The sequence below is a fragment of the Njordella calcicola genome (assembly GCF_056494125.1).
Genome location: NZ_CM151396.1, coordinates 3,367,722 through 3,384,202, shown reverse-complemented (window position 1 = coordinate 3,384,202; position 16,481 = coordinate 3,367,722). Strand labels below are relative to the sequence as shown.

General features: G+C 52.4%; 15 protein-coding genes. 5 read left to right on the top strand and 10 right to left on the bottom strand.

The genetic code is table 11. The features are described 5' to 3' along the window. Positions 1-5 precede the first annotated feature (5 nt). Complete coding sequence (locus SH302x_RS12830; protein ID WP_479369080.1) at positions 6-761, top strand: choice-of-anchor M domain-containing protein; 756 nt, start codon at positions 6-8, stop codon at positions 759-761. A 112-nt stretch (positions 762-873) separates the two neighbouring features. Here the strand turns inward: SH302x_RS12830 and SH302x_RS12825 are convergent, their stop codons facing one another. The 4 genes from SH302x_RS12825 to SH302x_RS12810 form a co-directional block, all read right to left on the bottom strand. Further along, positions 874-1,470, bottom strand: a complete 597-nt coding sequence (locus SH302x_RS12825) for a methyltransferase domain-containing protein (protein ID WP_479369079.1) — start codon at positions 1,468-1,470, stop codon at positions 874-876. 28 nt (positions 1,471-1,498) lie between these two features. Continuing rightward, a complete protein-coding gene (locus SH302x_RS12820; RefSeq protein WP_479369078.1) occupies positions 1,499-1,981 on the bottom strand; it encodes a bacterioferritin in 483 nt (160 codons plus the stop codon). Positions 1,982-2,118: 137 nt separating this feature from the next. Further along, a complete protein-coding gene (locus tag SH302x_RS12815) occupies positions 2,119-3,321 on the bottom strand; it encodes an NAD(P)/FAD-dependent oxidoreductase (protein ID WP_479369077.1) in 1,203 nt (400 codons plus the stop codon). A 115-nt stretch (positions 3,322-3,436) separates the two neighbouring features. Further along, positions 3,437-4,051, bottom strand: coding sequence for a c-type heme family protein (locus SH302x_RS12810; protein WP_479369076.1), 615 nt, complete (start codon positions 4,049-4,051; stop codon positions 3,437-3,439). 146 nt (positions 4,052-4,197) lie between these two features. On the opposite strand from SH302x_RS12810, the gene SH302x_RS12805 reads away from it, so the two are divergent. Beyond that, entirely contained in the window at positions 4,198-5,061 is an 864-nt protein-coding gene (locus tag SH302x_RS12805) for a c-type cytochrome (RefSeq protein WP_479369075.1), read from the top strand. Between the two features lie 19 nt (positions 5,062-5,080). Here SH302x_RS12805 and SH302x_RS12800 read toward each other — a convergent pair whose 3' ends face one another. Together SH302x_RS12800 and SH302x_RS12795 are read right to left on the bottom strand one after the other, a co-directional pair. Continuing rightward, positions 5,081-5,596, bottom strand: coding sequence for an NUDIX hydrolase (locus SH302x_RS12800; protein ID WP_479369074.1), 516 nt, complete (start codon positions 5,594-5,596; stop codon positions 5,081-5,083). A 478-nt stretch (positions 5,597-6,074) separates the two neighbouring features. Continuing rightward, a complete protein-coding gene (locus tag SH302x_RS12795; protein ID WP_479369073.1) occupies positions 6,075-6,329 on the bottom strand; it encodes a hypothetical protein in 255 nt (84 codons plus the stop codon). Between the two features lie 284 nt (positions 6,330-6,613). On the opposite strand from SH302x_RS12795, the gene SH302x_RS12790 reads away from it, so the two are divergent. Further along, complete coding sequence (locus SH302x_RS12790; protein WP_479369072.1) at positions 6,614-7,222, top strand: cytochrome c oxidase subunit 3; 609 nt, start codon at positions 6,614-6,616, stop codon at positions 7,220-7,222. 164 nt (positions 7,223-7,386) lie between these two features. Here the strand turns inward: SH302x_RS12790 and SH302x_RS12785 are convergent, their stop codons facing one another. Further along, positions 7,387-7,686 (bottom strand): hypothetical protein, encoded by a 300-nt coding sequence (locus tag SH302x_RS12785; RefSeq protein ID WP_479369071.1) that lies wholly within the window; start codon positions 7,684-7,686, stop codon positions 7,387-7,389. 489 nt (positions 7,687-8,175) lie between these two features. On the opposite strand from SH302x_RS12785, the gene SH302x_RS12780 reads away from it, so the two are divergent. Further along, entirely contained in the window at positions 8,176-9,480 is a 1,305-nt protein-coding gene (locus SH302x_RS12780; protein ID WP_479369070.1) for a DUF1552 domain-containing protein, read from the top strand. 22 nt (positions 9,481-9,502) lie between these two features. On the opposite strand, the gene SH302x_RS12775 is transcribed toward SH302x_RS12780, so the two are convergent. The 3 genes from SH302x_RS12775 to SH302x_RS12765 form a co-directional block, all read right to left on the bottom strand. After that, the gene (locus tag SH302x_RS12775) at positions 9,503-13,402 is read right to left on the bottom strand and encodes a hydantoinase B/oxoprolinase family protein (RefSeq protein WP_479369069.1); all 3,900 of its coding nucleotides are present in this window, start codon (positions 13,400-13,402) and stop codon (positions 9,503-9,505) included. Positions 13,403-13,682: 280 nt separating this feature from the next. After that, positions 13,683-14,324, bottom strand: a complete 642-nt coding sequence (locus SH302x_RS12770; RefSeq protein WP_479369068.1) for a hypothetical protein — start codon at positions 14,322-14,324, stop codon at positions 13,683-13,685. A gap of 142 nt (positions 14,325-14,466) precedes the next feature. After that, complete coding sequence (locus SH302x_RS12765; protein WP_479369067.1) at positions 14,467-15,072, bottom strand: hypothetical protein; 606 nt, start codon at positions 15,070-15,072, stop codon at positions 14,467-14,469. A gap of 339 nt (positions 15,073-15,411) precedes the next feature. Here SH302x_RS12765 and SH302x_RS12760 point away from each other — a divergent pair, with 339 nt between their 5' ends. Continuing rightward, on the top strand, positions 15,412-16,314 hold the full coding sequence (locus SH302x_RS12760; protein ID WP_479369269.1) for an MBL fold metallo-hydrolase: 903 nt from the start codon (positions 15,412-15,414) through the stop codon (positions 16,312-16,314). Positions 16,315-16,481: the final 167 nt, after the last annotated feature.

Below are 16,481 nucleotides of genomic sequence, written 5' to 3'. Positions count from 1 at the left end.
TCAAAATGCTAAAGCGAATCGTCGCAATTGGTCTTTTTTTATGCTCGGTTTTGTTGCCCAAGGTTGGCACTGCCGAGATTTTAGAGTACACCGCTGGACACGGTGATATTGGCTTGGCCGTCGAAGACGACGGGTCGCTCTTTCTCCACTTTCACTTTACGGATGAGTCTCAGTTCGCCAACTATACAATTGCCCCAAACGACGAACTTGAGCTTGCCCCAAGCGAAGTTGTAGTTCGTGTTGCCGACTCTGCGAGGTTAACAGCTTTGGGAAACTTGCCGTTTCTTGGACTTAGTGTCGGAGACAGTCTATGGGTGATTCCGAATAACCCAGAGCCAGGTATTCCAAATATCGGGCTCGCCGCTGAAGAGTTAAGCAACCCTCCCTTCACGACAGCCTCCCTTCGCCTCATTGGCTTTAGTGGTCCTGGCAATTTTGCACTCTTTAACAACAACGGGGTCTTTTTTGAAGCCAAGTCTGACGGCACATTAGCGGGAGATAACGAGTTTCCGATTGGCATCGGAAGTCATACTCATGCCAACTGGGGGTTTACTGCCGAAGGAATCTACGATCTGACCATCGAGGGCAGAGCCTTTAATGGTACCGAGACTTTGACAGACGTCGGAACGTTCCGATTTCTGGTCGGCAGTGCCACGGCGATTCCTGAACCCGGAACTTTGGGCCTACTCGCGATGGCCGCTGGTGCTTCCGGTTGGTATGCGCGACGACGCAAAAAAGATGAAGCGACTGTCGATGCATAGTTGGATTTATCGATCGTAGCTAATAAATAGCACCTAGCTAATGCACCTACCCGCCTGAAAGATTGGCTTCTGCGTAATGACGCGGAAGCCATACTTTGCTCAGGCGGTTTTTTTACGCACGAATCAGCACGCAGCCCAACTCGTGCATGCCTGTCGGATGCTCGACCCGCACGGGATCGCTGTGCCAGCGCCACACTGGGGTCTTAAACAGATCACGCATCTTGTCTAACTCGCAACTATAAGGTGGCTCTGTCGTCTTGCCACTTTGCATAAACAACGCCAAGAGCTTGCCGCCAGGGACAAGCCACTTAGCCAGCAACTCCTCGTACTCTTTCCACCGAGCGGGAGAGATCGCGCATAGACAAGTTTGTTCGTAGATGATGTCGAAAGGTTCATGCGTTTGAAACGCAAACACATCCGACTGTACCACTTCTGCGCGTAAGTCCGATTGTTGAAGTTCGCTCCGTAGATGCTCAACCGCCGCTGGCGTAAAATCAATAGCAGTCACATCATATCCCGCCTTGGCCAGTTCAAGCACTTCATGTCCCCGGCCACAACCAGGAACCAGAACGCGACGCCCGGTGATTTGACCGCCTTGCAACCAATCGATCAACATCGGATTGGCCGTCCCTCGATCCCAGCCCGTTTTCCCTTGATCATATCGGCTCTGCCAACCGGACGCTGACAGATCTAGTTCATCTTGATCCATAGGTATCTTCCATTCTAAGAATTTACCGCTAGCCCGCCGATGTCGCGTTAGGCATGTGTTTGGCGATGTAGGCGGGTTCACCCATGCGCTTGAGCAAGTCCAGTTGCAATTCAAGCCAGCTCATGTGACCTTCTTCATCCAGCGCAATCTGCTCGAACAATTGTCGGCTGCCAATATCTCGCTCCTCAGCCGCTTGAATTGAAGCGGCCGTGTAAAAGTCGATCGCATTCTTCTCATCAGCCAAATCGATCTCGAACATCTCCTTCAAGCTCGTCGCTCGGTGTGGCGCTTTCTCTAGCTCGAGTTTGGGATCACCTTTCAGAAAGAGCATACGAACGAGGAACTGCTCCGAATGGCCAAGCTCTTCTTGCATCTCTTCACGCATCTTGGCAGCTAGAAGTTCCATGCCCCAATCATCTAGCACGCATGCATGCAATTGGTACTGGTGCATCGCCGACAGCTCCATCGATAATGCAGTTTGAAGGTTGGCAAGTGTTTTCGCTTTGGACATGTTTGTTCCTTTAAAAATTGGTTCACTAAGCAGGCAAGGTCCTTAGAACAAGACTGTGCTTGGCTCAAAGGTCAGTGTATCGTAGCAAGCGTTCAACCAGACGATTGATTAAAACTCTCATAAAAAACGTCCTACCATCACGCACGACCGCGTAGCATTCCGTGCCAATAAAGAATCGGCAGCAAGTAAGCTTTCAGGAGGTACATGGAGTAGCGTTCTTTAGATTGGTAGATCGGAAAAGTCTCGGCTGGATTCCCGTCGTAGTCAAACTCGGCCAGCACCAGCTTACCGTAGCCTGTTACCAGTGGACACGATGTGTAGCCATCATATTTCGCCGCCGTCGGTTTCCCGCTGATGACCGAAAGTAGATTTGCGACCAGCACCGGAGCTTGCTTGCGAATAGCGGCGGCTGTTTTGGACGTTGGCAATCCGCTGCAATCGCCAATCGCGAAGACGTCGGGGAACTTCTGGCTTTGCAAAGAGTGTTTGTCGACATCCACCCAACCGGCGGCATTGGCCAGCGAACTGTTTTTGATGACCGACGGTGCACTCATCGGCGGCGTAACATGCAGCATATCGAACGCAATGCTTCGCAACTGCTTGCTATCGGCATCTTCGAAGACGGCTGTCTTGCTGTCCGCTTTCACTTCGACTAAGTTCTGCTTCAACTGCATTTCGATCTCTTTTCGTTCCACGACCTTGAGCAACGTGTTGCGGTATTTTTCAACTGCAAACAAGGTACTTTGCCCCGACGCAAAAATGACCTTGCTATTGGACCGGACTCCCGATTTCCGAAAATAGTCATCGGCCATATACATGATCTTCTGCGGCGCACCGCCACACTTCACTGCCGTGTTGGGCATGGTGAACAATGCCGTCCCGCCCCGGAAATTTTTTATGCATTGCCACGTATAGTCAACTTGATCGTATGCATAGTTGCTGCAGACTTGCTGCTGCCCTAACGACTGGCGGAGCCCCGGGATTTTGTCCCAATCAATTTGGATGCCAAGTGCAACAACCAAATAGTCGTAGGTGATGCGGCGACCACTGGAGGTGATGACGCATCGCTGCTCGGGCTGCAGTTCTGCGACTGCATCCTGTATCCACACCGCACCCTTGGGAATCAACGATGACTCCTCCCGTTGGCTTCGTTCCTTTCGAAAGACTCCGCCGCCCACCAATGTCCACAATGGTTGGTAGTTATGTTTAGTGGACGGTTCGACAATCGCAATGTCAAATGAGCGCGTCTGACGTCGCAGTCTCGCAGCAACGGTAATGCCAGCGGTGCCACCGCCTAGTATAAGGACTTGGAAGTGATCTTTGGTCGTTGGGTTATTCATCGGTCTAGTTCATGAGTTGAATTTTGGTGGGAACAAATACCGGTTGGCATGCGCCGTAATGATACGAACCCATAGGCTGAAAGGCGGGACTACGAACTACGAACTCACGGCGGCTCTACAAGCCTTCGATCCAGAACCATCCGCGAAGCTCTCCTTCATTAAAGCCGGCCGCTGCATCCTTTGGATAAAGCCTAGCTAACTTCTGTTGAACATCCGCACTTATCTGGTCAGCAGGACCATGGCACATCAAGCACTGATTTTGCAGCTTGATAGGCAGCAACGCTGCTGGCGACTGATTGCTCAATATCACGAACTGAGGTTCGCTGGTCTTGTCGGCAACGAACTGATTGGCCCAAGCTGGTGCTAGGTTTTGTGGGTTCCTCAGACGCACACCCGTGCGACCTATGCGAACACCGCTGGCCAGACCAACGTCGTTGGCAATCTTGTTTGCTTCTTTGCTGCATACTTCAATCGCGCCCGCCGGTCCGGCTTTGGCCATCGATTCCATCAATCGAGCCGAGAGTTTGGTAAACAGTGCATCTTTCGCCGCTATTAGCTGCTGCTTCTGTTGCTCCGTGGGGCTTGCTCCGGCCACGATCGCTAACGGCACGTTGGAATCGCCAGAATCTGCAGCCCGCATTCCCGGTCGATTGCAACCAACGTTCGTTAGGAAAACGACAACAAGTGCCATTGACGCTATGGTCAGCTTCGCCAGACTAAATTGCTGCATTTGGAATTTCCTGCTATCGCCAGCGCTTGCGGTTGTCCTCATCGATCAGGCGGCGTAGGTCTTGTGACAGAACTTTGCGCCGAGAGGATCGTACGTACGATCCACTTCAAACTTTGATCCAGCAGTTCAAGAAAAGTTACAACAATATGGTCAATCTTCGGCAATTCATTCTGACCAAGCGGGCATTCAGCCGATTGTTGCTCGTTTGCTTAAGCTTAACGGTCGCTGCGAGCAACGTCATGGCGCAGACAGAGCTGGGCACACGGCCACAATCGCTTAGAAGCCTGCCCGAAGGCCCACTGGGCGATGTTGTTCGTGTGGGCGAAGCGATCGTCGCAGAAACAACGACACATCCGCTTTCCAAACAATTTGTTGGGAACGATCTCAAGTGCACCAGTTGTCATTTAAATAATGGCCAACATCCTAACGCAGGAACGTTCTTGAGCACAGCGACCGCATATCCCGCCTGGGCTCCGCGCGAGCAGCGCGTCATTACCTTGGAAGATCGCGTGCTGAACTGTTTCATGCGCAGTTGCAATGGAGTGCGGCCACCGGCCGGCAGCGAAGTCTCGATCGCCGTGACTACTTATATCACTTGGCTGTCACAGGGCGACGCGATGCAAATGAACACAAGAAAATCCATTGGGCCAGGTGGTATCAAGCCGCTTTCCACACGATCACCATCTGCGAATGTGGACCGTGGAGCAGAGCTTTACAGAACGCGATGCGCCGACTGCCATGGCGAGAATGGATTGGGTGACGCAGACAATCCACCGGTGTGGGGAGAGCGATCTTACAATGATGGCGCTGGACTATCCAACGTCGACAACCTAGCTGCGTGGCTACATGTAGCGATGCCGTTGGACGACGCGGATTTGACCGAGCAGGATGCGGTAGACATTGCGGCTTTTGTGAACTCGCACCCTCGTCCCCATTTTGTGCTGAGCGAGCATTTGCCGCCGCCGTCAGAGATGGGAGTGTACAACGGTAAAACGGATTCGTCGAAATGAATGCCTGAGGCAAGCCAAGCTAGGCGTGAGTTCGATATCGCATGTACCACAGCAAGGAGACCAAGGTCTTGCCATCGACAATTTCGCCATCGCGCAGCATACGATCCAGTGTTGGCCAATCGAACACATGATTCTCCATCTGTTCGCCTTGTTCACGCGCGTGCGCACCGCTTTCGAGATCGGACGCCACATAAAAGTACATCTTTTCATCGAGAATGCCCGGCGACATACAGAACGTGTGGACATGCTTCATAGATTTGGCTGTATAGCCGGTTTCTTCTTGCAGTTCTCGCAGAGCGGTTGCATCAGGATGTTCACCACGTTCCAGCGTGCCAGCCGGCAGTTCCCACAGCCAACGATTTACAGCAGGTCGGAAGTTTCTTAACAGGCACACGTGATCGTGATCTACCAGCGGCAGGATCACAACCGCTCCATTGTGACGGATGATCTCGCGTTGGAGGGTTGAGCCATCTTCAAGCGGTTGGTCGACTACTTCGACGTTGAATCGTTTGGTTCGCAAAAGGATCTTGTTCATCGTTTTCTTGTTTCTAAGTTTCAAATTATCGATACAACCGATTCGATCATAAAAGTCGAATCGCGGCTGAAGTAAAGTTTATCGATCAGTGAGAATTTTCCAGCCTGTTCTATAAGCGTAAGGCAAGTTCATTCGGAGTACCAGTCGGTTGAATTGTTCACCTGAGAATCTCGGTACCAGTTAATTTCACTGTTGTGCCAAACGTACGGACGCCTGTCAAACGCTTGGCAACTAAACCACGAGGTTTTACCAATGCGTCGAATCATTTTGGCTGCCGTTGCCGCAGTTTGCTTTGTTGTTGCATCCAATAGCGCTGATGCAGGTCTGTTCCATCGTAATAGCTCCTGCTGCGATGCAGCACCAGCTTGCTGCGAACCAGCTCCAAGCTGCGGTTGCGAAGTTGCTGTGGCACCAAGCTGCGGTTGCGAAGCTCCAGCACCAGCTTGCTGCGGTCTGAAGAGCAAGTTGAGCGGTTTATTCAGCCGCCATCACAAAGCTTCCTGCTGCGAACCAGCACCGAGCTGTGGCTGCGAAGCTCCAGTTTATGCAGCTCCAAGCTGTGGCTGCGAAGTAGCAGTTGCACCAAGCTGCGGTTGCGAAGCTCCAGCCCCAAGCTGTGGCTGCGGTCATCGCCATCCATTCGGTGGTTTGTTCCATCGCCATCACCACAAGGCAGCTTGCTGCGAGCCAGCTCCAAGCTGTGGTTGCGAAGCTCCAGTTTACGCAGCTCCAAGCTGTGGCTGTGGCTACTAATTAATCCAGTTGACTCTCTGAGTTCAAAAAGATGCAATAGCCTCGTAGAAATGCGGGGCTATTTTCGTTTGGCCATCGGAAGGGTATCGGTGAAAAGCACGCTGCACGCATGGACGCAAAATGTCCTACCGACGGAGCTTGCCAACAGATCGCACTGACGCTTGACCAGCGGAGCTTTCTGCTCTCGAATGGAAACGTTGTTTTGTTTGGCCTGAAATTGCGGTCAAACTGCGACGCTTCATCCACTTACAAGATCTAACACCCGTGCAATTCACGCCTCACGATTCCACCGCCCACATACGTCGCAGAAACTTGCAGGGCATTTGGTTGCTGGTAGGATCGCTGGGGATTTTTTTCTTTGCCAGCATGCTGTTGTATCTGGGTTACATTGGCTGGCGATTAGGCCGCAGCCCTGATCCGGATGAATTGTTCTTGGTCCCGCGCAGCTTTTTGCTGACCACGGCCCTGCTGTTGGCGATATCTGGTTGCTTGCATTTTTCGATCGTGGCGGCCAAACGGGATCGATTTGTCAAAGTGATGGTTCGGACAAGCCTGGCGCTCGCCGCCGCAATCGCCTTCCTAGTGCTTCAGTCCGATGCGATGGCGGCACTCGTCACTCAAACGCAGTCCTTTGAAAAATCTGCCATTAGCCCTTATCCATACACCGTGATCTTGGCGTTCCTCCATGCGTTGCATGTGTTGGCTGGCTTGGCCGGATTGATGACCGTGACAATCAAATCGTTCTTGAAACGCTATGACCACGAGAAGTATCTGGGCTTAGAAATCTGCGCCATCTATTGGCATTTTCTGGATGTTGTTTGGGTTATCATGCTGGTGTCCTTTTACGTCGCCAGCGCGATGTACAATCGCTGAAGAGGAAAAGTCAACTAAACTGCCTGACCTGACCGGCAAACTACATCAAGCCGCAGAAGTCTTGGCGGCGCGGCGAACACCGAAGTTCGCTTCCTTGAACGGTATTGCAGGTAAGCGAAACGCTACCACGTTATTGCCAGATTGTATGGACTTTATCGTTCAAATTAATCGAACGCGTAGTTGCCTTCTTCCATCGATCCGCGATCGCCTCTGGCTTTCCAGTTCAGCGATTTTTCAGCCGCGTCTTGCGTTACGGTCAATTGAAAAGATTCGCCATCGCTGGTTTTACCGGTCCCGGTGTATCCGCCCTCTGGTGCCGCCGTTAAAGAAACATCAGTTAAATTCAGCGACTTCTTCAGTTGCTCCTCGACCTTGTCTTGAGCCCAGTTGCCAGGATGAGCCTGATCGCAACCGCCCACACATAGTACTAACGCCATCAGCATGGCCAAAAAAGTATTCTTCACGTCAAATATCCACATAGGAAAGGGGAAAAACGAATCCAAGCTGCTCTCAGTCGAACGCCAGCGTCAGTCGCACCAGCCTGCCTTTCCTGCAACGGAAAAGTTGTCCGTCTGATCCAAGACGCGACAAACTGGAGCACGCGGTACAAAATTATTACTGTCGCCCACTCGTCCATAGCTCAAGGGAGCCAACTGACAGGCAAAAGACAACTGCAGCTATTTATGGAGGACGCGCGATTGAAATGCAACTCCTAGCGAAACTATTTCGCGAAACTTTCTACAACTATGAACCAAGGCATCGATTGATCTCCTGGCTGACATGATAAAAACGTATGCTCCAAGTCCTATGCTAAACTCGCGAAACGGAACGGCATTGAAACGAAGCAAATTGCGGCCAAACCCGTTGGCAAATAGATAGTCCGCAAGCGGCTCAGCATGTGTATAATAGATACGCGGACCGGCAGGCGTAGGGGCATTCGACGGGAGAATTCGATGAGTCACACTAAATTTTCACGAAGACGTTTCTTGGTGGGTACTGGGCTATCTGGAGCGGCGATCCAAGTTGGGCTGCCAACTCTTGAATCGATGTTGAACGCGTCTGGTACCGCCTATGCTGCATCGCCCGATAGTCCAGCTCAGAGTATCCCCAATCGCTTCATCTACTGGTTTAATGGCAACGGAATTGTCGAAAAGTATTGGATCCCCAGACAGGCTGGCCGCGACTATGAAGTCACTCCTTGCTTACAGCCCTTGGCACGTTTCAAGGAGGACATTCACGTCTTGAGCGGTGTCGATAATCCAGCGGCTCGAATTGGTGGTGGGAACGGCCATCATAACTCAATGAGCGGCTTGATTACTGGCGAAGGGTTTACGGGACGCGGTGCGGGGGGGGCTTCTATTGATCAAGTCATCGCCAACCAGATTGGGACGCAGACGCGCTTTCGCTCTTTGCAAATTGGAGTTTGCCAAGAATCGTTTGGTGAGAGCATTCAGCGAAATCTAAGCTGGGCTGGGCGAGATCGCCCTTTGCCGCCCGAGATGTTGCCACATCGTCTGTTTGATCGCCTGTTCGGTACTCGCGATCAATACTGGATTGAACGCAAAAAGAGCATTTTGGACGCGGTGTCCGAGGACGCGAGTTCACTTAAGCGGACATTGGGCTACAGCGACCAACATCGATTAGATGAGTATTTGAATTCAGTCCGCAGTCTAGAGCAGTCGGTGGCAAGTCTTCCGCCTGAGTACACGCGTGTGATCGAGCGACCTGCTGAAGGAGGCGATCTTAAAGACTGGCCGCGAATTGCAAAACTCCAGACCGACCTGTTGGTCCATGCGTTGGCATCGCGACAAACGCATGTTGCTTCCTATATGTTGACAAAGTGCCAAGGCTTGTCACGATTCCCTTGGCTAGGTTACACGTATGAGCGTCATCATGAGTATACGCACGGGAAAGTGGAAACGCCTGAAGGCCAACGTACGATGCGTGACATTTGTCGCTGGCATGTCGAAGAGTTCGCTTACTTGATTGCAAAGCTGAAAGCGACTCCCGAAGGCGCGGGAACTCTCCTGGATCATACTTGCGCGTTGTTCGTGCATGAGCATGCGGAATGCAATGCTCACAAGAACGCAGGGTTAGCGATGATTGCCGCCGGACACGCCGGTGGAATGAAGACCGGTTTACATACACGCGTTACCGGAACCGTGGGCGACTTGTATACCACGCTTGCCGAAGAAGTGGTTGGTGCTCGTATTGGTAAATTCCCCACCGGTGAGAAAAAGTTAAGCGAGCTTGTCTAGTCGCATCTTGTGCAAGATGACATTACCTCGCTTTGGCTGAACCGTAGCCGCCGCCGCCAGGTGTTTCTATTCTTAAACGTTGCCCCGGACTAACACTCAATTGAACGCAGCCTGGTAAATTGCGAACTTGACCTGTCGCATCCAACAAGTAATTCATCCCTGAAGCACCCGGCTGGCCACCCGCCTGACCATATGGTGCAAATGGTAATCGCCGCGATGTGATCAACGAGACCTGCAACTCCGTTTGGAACTCCACCTCCCGGATCATCCCATCCCCTCCTTGGTGCATCCCCTGACCACCACTGCCACGTCGAATCGCTAGTTGCCGCAACCGAACTGGATAACGCTGCTCTAAGACTTCGGGATCTGTCAATCGCGTGTTGGTCATATGGCTGTGAACCGCGGCTGCTCCATCGGTATTAGCCGTCGCACCGGTCCCTCCACCAATGGTCTCATAGAATCCAAAATCTTCATTGCCCATTAAAAAGTTGTTCATGGTACCCTGACTGGCCCCACAGACTCCAAATGCACCTAACAAGACATCGACAATGCGTTGACTCGTTTCCACATTCCCGGCTGCGACTGCGGGCCGTTCGACCGCAGGAACATTTGCCACCGGGTTCAGCACGCCCGGCGGAACGTGAATCGTAATCGGCCGCATTGCACCACTATTGAGTGGCATCGAATCTTGAATCAAAGTTCTTACGACATACAACACTGCGGCTTGGACAATTCCAAGTCCGGCGTTGAAGTTGCCCGCAGATGTTGGACCGGTACCTTCGAAATCAATGGTGAGAATATCTTCGGCGAATTTCAATTGCACAACGATCGGCGTCCCATCATCTAACGTGTCGCGGAACTGTAAGGTGGATGACGCTTGGCTCGCAATCCAGCGACGGACTTTCGATTCGGTGATCTGCAGCACTTCTTCCGTTGTCTCTCGCACACGGTCCCAGCCCAACTCCTCAATCAGTTCCTTTAAAGCAGTGACGCCGCGTTGGTTAGCGGCCGCTTGGGCTGCCAAATCCGACATGTTCTGCTTGGGCAAACGCGATGGATACAGCGAACTGCAGAGTAATTGTAGGATCTGTTCCGAGCAATCGTTGCCTGCCGCCGTAAAGTGTTGCATCGATATCACAACACCTTCTTCCATCAAGCGTGTGGCTCCGGGAGCCATCGAACCTGGCGCGATACCGCCGATCTCCGCATGATGCGCTCGATTGGCCACGAAAAACGCCAGCGTGCTTTGATCCGCCAGAAACACCGGCGTGATCAACGTGATGTCAGGTAAATGGGAGCCGCCGCAGTACGGATCGTTGGTAACAAAACTATCGCCTGGTTGCATGTTTGGATAAGTCGATATCGCATGTTGAACAGTCGCTTGCATCGCACCCAAATGAACTGGTACATGCGGAGCATTGGCGATCAAGTATCCGTCGCGATCAAAGACCGCACACGAAAAGTCGCGGCGGTCACGGATGTTGACACTGATGGCCGTCTGCTCAAGCACGATGCCCATATGCGATGCTATCGCCGCGAAACGTTGAGCTAACACTTCGCGAAAAACTAACTCGTTGGCCGACTGTCTGCTTGTTTGCGCCGGTTCAGCGCCCGATTCAGTCCTCTGTTGACTCATTCTAGCAGCCAAAATGGAACCGTCATTGCAAACCAAGCCCACCCAATCCGCTTCAATCACCGTCGTATGCGAATTGGACAAGACAATGCATGGGCCGACCAGCAATTCTCCCGCAGTTAACGACGATCGTTGCCAGATGCGGCTGGAACGCCAACCACCTTCGCAGAACATCGGTATTGACTGGTTACTGGAAGCCGAGCCCACTGCGGCGTTGTCTTCATCCCAAGCTGGGATTGTCGCAGCAGCTTGGCGCAGACGCTCAAGCTCCTGGGGGTGGGGGCTGCCCCAATCGGCCTGCGACGCCGCTCTGGCGATCAGACGCACAGCGGCTATCTCCAGCGGCAACTCTGGACGACTGTAGCCATATCGCTGCTTATGCAAAAGGTGGAAGTCATCTGGCAATTGTTGTAAATCGGACCACTCTACAGCCAACGTACGATCCGTACCAACGGTTCGCACTTCCACAATCGCTTGAAAATCGATTTGCGAGGCCACGGCACCTTCTGCGAACATGTCATCGCTGAGTTGCAATCGTAGTTCGTCAAACAGTGCGTTGAGATACTGATCAGAACAATCGCTTGCACCCAAGTACACCGAACGAGCTTGGCTGCGCGAAATGGCGGCTAGCCCCATCCCGACAGCACTCATAACGCCAGCGTCGATTGGATCCAGCACGCAATCGATATTCAAGATATCCGCAATTTGACAGATATGCTGGCCGGCCGCTCCGCCGAAGCCCACTAGGATATGATCCGTTGGTTCGGCCCCTTGCGCGATCGTGATTGCTCGCACCGCGGCCGCCATCTGCTGGTTTGCGATCTGACGCAGTCCGTCAGCACATGTATACAGTTCACTTGCATGCACACCGGCGGTTGACATTAATTTCAGCAGCGCTTGTTCGGCCGCGGTGCGATCAAGCTCAAATGGCAACGCTTCACTTGGCAGACGGCCCGTCAACACATTAAGATCCGTCACCGTCAGCGGACCACCGCGGCCATAGCACGCCGGGCCAGGACTTGCGCCGGCAGATTGCGGGCCAACATGCCACTGCACGCCGTCGTGCGAGCAGATAGAACCGCCACCTGAAGCGACCGTGTGGATATCCAGCGTGGGCGAAAGCATTCGCAAGTCAGCTTTGACCGATTCAAAGCTGATGTTCGCGCGGCCTTGCAACCGACACACATCCGTGCTCGTCCCACCCATATCCAAACCGATGAGCTTCAAGGGACTCGAGTCACCAAGCGAATTAGAGAGCGACTCGAGCGCCACCACGCCCCCCGCAGGACCGGACAGAACGCTGTCCTTGCCACTATACTTACGAAAGTCGACCAACCCTCCCGCGCTGGTCATGACCTTAAGCTGCGTCGTCGCGTGGCCACCGAACTGTTGATGCAGTCGATTCAAATAGGAACGAACGACAGGGCCGAGATAAGCATCGATTACCGTCGTTTCACTGCGATCGACCAGTTTCGCAATAGGCGAGATTTGATGGCTGACTGAAATGTTTTCAAAACCCAAATCACTAGCGATTTGAGCCACACGCAACTCATGAACTGGATTGACGTAAGCATTCATCAGGCTGATCGCGATGGCTTCGATCCCTTGCTCGAGCAGCGTGGTTAGTTGCAACCCAATGGCGTGTTCATCCATAGGTCGCTCGATGGTACCATCAGCAAGCACTCTTTCATGAATCCCAATCACCGCTTCGTAAAGCGGTTGGCGTTTTCGGATTTCCAGATCAAACAACGCTGGTCGATCTTGATTGCCGATGAGCAACAGGTCCTCAAAAGGCGATGTTGTTACAAAGGCGACGCGACTTCCGCGACGAGTCAGCAGAGCGTTGGTGCCGCGAGTTGTTCCCAGTCGAATATCGAGCTCTGCTGGCAGCGGTTCGCTTAACGGGATCTGTAGCAAAATGCGGGTGGCTATGACCGGGGCCTCTAAACCGGCATCGACATCGAAGGTTGCCGCCCGTAACTGCATCTCTTCTGACAATGGCTCGGCCACCTGGATGATTCCATCCGCCGATTGGCCTAGCAGGTCAACTCTCGTCAAGATGTTGCCATCTAATGATCGGATTTGGATCGAAGCTCCACTCCAAAAATCCTCTTGGTAGCCAGCCAAGTCAGACGCGAACTCATGACCGCTATTCCAATGATGAATCTTGCCGGGGACAATTCCCGAACTTAAAACCTTTCGTCTTTGGCGAGCAGAGCCGTTCTGCAACGAGACTTCAGCGATGGTATCTGTGAACGTGCCTCCGACATCACACCAAACTCTAATCACGATCGCTTCTCTCTAGACGTTAGCGGCCAAACAACATTTGGTTATGTTGTACCACAGCCGTCAAGGGGGACGTGCGTAGCCAAGAAGCCTGAAGGAAACCGACCTGATCGCTAGATTTCTTGGAACGTAGAACGTAGGCCGGAACAAGGAAAGCCTGCTTCACGCAGATCTTCGATCTCGGAAGGCCAGCCAAAGTCGCAAAGCCAAGCGGCAGTCGATGATTAGGCTTTACAAAATTCCGGCGCTGCCAAGTTAGTAGGCACTCTCCGTGGGCCATTTCCTATTGCTGAATGATGATACCATTGCGGAACGTTTGAGGCGTATTCGCTGGACGACCTTGCGATCCAGGCAACGATTGCGATTGCACTGGTGGTGCCGAATATCCGCTGGCTGGCGATGCCGGAGCCGCAGCGGGCTTGCTGTCAACTAATGACCAACGACGTCCGCTGACATTGTTGCTAGGCTCCCATTGCACGTTGGGTACAAACAACATCGACTGGATCGATGAACCCTTAATATTGGCCGTGCCCCAGTCGGTTTCGACCGTCAATTGCTTGACGTCTATTGCGCCGGTAATCGAATCGCCATTAAGCATAATGACAGTCGTACTTACGTCTTCACCGGAGGCTAATCGCACGCCAGCCACTTCCGATAGCGGGATCGATGCTTCGCCAAAAGAAGTCTTCATGTTCAGTTGCGTCGAATCCACCAAGGTGCCGGAAATACGCGGTAGAGAACCGGTCAGTTCGACGACGACGGTTAATGGGCGAACATTCGGGTCCACTTTCTCCAGCGGAATGCCCGGTACTTCAACGCTTTCTGCTATGGCTTCAGCGATGACTTCATCTTGAGCTCGGGCGGTGCCATGGATTGGTAGAACAAAGACAGAACCGCAGACGAGAGAAAATAGAAGTTTTTTCATAGCGACAAAATCAAAGTGCGTTGCTTAAATGCCTTGCGCAGGCAGGAAAAACATCTATCTATGATATTCGCTGCCCACAGAATTGCACTTGATTTTGAACTGCAATCGCCAAAATCGTCACGAGTTTCGCTTGATTATGGCCTTAGTATTCCAAAATTCTAGCGTCCGTTGCGACATCGGCCCCCATCTGGCTGGGAACGAACAGACGCGCCACTCGCTCGCCGACCATCATCACGTACAAGCGTTGAAAGCGGGCGAGTTCCATTTCGGTCGTGCTGATCGCGGCGGTCACTGGATAAGTGTACGCGGGGAAGGATTTGGTGAAGACATACTTGTTTTCTTTGACATTGTAGACGTCCACCTCAATGTCGCTGGTTCCGCGATACATTGTCTGGCCATCCATCAGCTTGAGCCCTTGAATGTCCACCATAATGACGATATCGGCGCCAACGCCTTTGCCCACATGCTTGGCAAGTTCCCCGTTGGCAGGAGCGTCCGTTAGCCATGAGACGATTTCTTCTTTGGGAATTACGGTTGCTTTCTTCAATTTGTTGATCAGCACCATTCGCATCGTAGATTCGATGCCCAAGGTCACTTCGTCCTTCAGAACGCCTTTTTCATTCATGCAAAGGATGACAATGCGTTCCTTCTTCAACCCCTCGAACTCAGGCTTTACCTCATGCCCATAGATGGCATGCAGGAGATTGGCAGCTAAACCAACACAGCCTGTGCTATTAATAGTGACCATCGCGCACGCAAGGAGGCCGATGAACATAAGGAAAGAAGGGCGTTTCATTTTTGGAAGCATTCGTCGCTCGCTAGCTGGTTATCCAAGTAAACTGGCCGTGTGTAGCAGCAATACAGGAAAGCGAGGGTTTGAAGCAATTGCATTTTGGGCTGCAAATCGAGCGGTTGGCCTTCCAAGTTCGACAAACCTGTTCTAAAACGACGAATTCGACCGACACGCATTGATTTTTGATATAAAGCTTTAGACAAAAAACGCTTCATGAGTGATGCCCGACCTGAACACAGACCAGCAAAGCAGCCGAATTCTGCTGGCTCCAACCGCCGTACTTCGCCAGAGCAGATGGCCGAGTTGGATGTGCCTGTAGCCAACGTGCCAGTCATCGCGCGAAAACTGGGGCGTTGGACCGTGGAAGGTTACTCACGTGCGGCTGTGCAAACGTACTGGCGAATCCCTGAGATGAAGATCGGTTTCGATGTCGGTGCCCACCCCTGGGACTTCATGGGTTTGCCACGCATCTTCATTACTCACAGCCATTTGGATCATATTGCGACGCTGCCCGTGTACGTTGCGCGACGACGAATGATGAAGATGGAACCGCCGGTAATTTATCTGCCGGAAAGCGCTGTTGATGCCACAGCCGCTTTGCTAAAAGTTTACTCGCGGTTGGACCGAGGTCGTTTGCCCTGCGAGTTGATTGGTCTCAAGCCCGGCGACGAAGTGGAAGTATCGCGGGAGCTGGTCGTTTCCGCTTCCGCAACGCGGCACACCGTCCCTTCATTAGGCTACATCGTGTGGGAACGTCGCAGGAAATTGAAGCCAGAATATGCAGATTTGAGCGGTGAACAAATTCGCGACATACGCCTTTCCGGTGTTGAAGTTTCCCATGAAATTCGGCTGCCAGCAGTTGCTTATACCGGCGACACTTCGCCACCGGGCTTGGATGACTGCCCCGACATGTATCGCGCAGAAGTATTGATTTCCGAGCTAACCTTCTTAGCCCCCAACCACCGTAAAGAAAAAATCCATAAGCATGGCCACATGCACTTGGATGATTATGTTGCAAGACTCGACCGCTTCCAAAACCAACATGTGGTTTGCGGACATTTCAGCACCCGCTACTCTGATGCTCAAATTGTCCGCTGGGTAAAACGTTCTATTCCTGATCTGTTGCAAGGCCGTATGAACTTATGGCTGCACGCGTCTACAACTCCTCCACCTCCAAATCTTGCTGCTGACGCTTAACTGAGCTTCTGGCGTTCCAACAGCTTGCGAGCCTTGAGCGAAATTTTGCGAGATACGTTTCGTTGACCAGGGCAAGTCATTTTTTGAATCCAGGTCAATCAGCCGTTCAGCGTTAGCTCACGGTTTCGAAGAGAACCGATGCTAACGCATTTCGGCTATTCGAAGAG

Coding starts and splice junctions, on each gene's coding strand:
- SH302x_RS12830 (WP_479369080.1), top strand. CDS start 6: ATGCTAAAGCGAATCGTCGCAATTGGTCTTTTTTTATGCTCGGTTTTG.
- SH302x_RS12825 (WP_479369079.1), bottom strand. CDS start 1,470: ATGGATCAAGATGAACTAGATCTGTCAGCGTCCGGTTGGCAGAGCCGA.
- SH302x_RS12820 (WP_479369078.1), bottom strand. CDS start 1,981: ATGTCCAAAGCGAAAACACTTGCCAACCTTCAAACTGCATTATCGATG.
- SH302x_RS12815 (WP_479369077.1), bottom strand. CDS start 3,321: ATGAATAACCCAACGACCAAAGATCACTTCCAAGTCCTTATACTAGGC.
- SH302x_RS12810 (WP_479369076.1), bottom strand. CDS start 4,051: ATGCAGCAATTTAGTCTGGCGAAGCTGACCATAGCGTCAATGGCACTT.
- SH302x_RS12805 (WP_479369075.1), top strand. CDS start 4,198: ATGGTCAATCTTCGGCAATTCATTCTGACCAAGCGGGCATTCAGCCGA.
- SH302x_RS12800 (WP_479369074.1), bottom strand. CDS start 5,596: ATGAACAAGATCCTTTTGCGAACCAAACGATTCAACGTCGAAGTAGTC.
- SH302x_RS12780 (WP_479369070.1), top strand. CDS start 8,176: ATGAGTCACACTAAATTTTCACGAAGACGTTTCTTGGTGGGTACTGGG.
- SH302x_RS12770 (WP_479369068.1), bottom strand. CDS start 14,324: ATGAAAAAACTTCTATTTTCTCTCGTCTGCGGTTCTGTCTTTGTTCTA.
- SH302x_RS12765 (WP_479369067.1), bottom strand. CDS start 15,072: ATGGTCACTATTAATAGCACAGGCTGTGTTGGTTTAGCTGCCAATCTC.
- SH302x_RS12760 (WP_479369269.1), top strand. CDS start 15,412: ATGGCCGAGTTGGATGTGCCTGTAGCCAACGTGCCAGTCATCGCGCGA.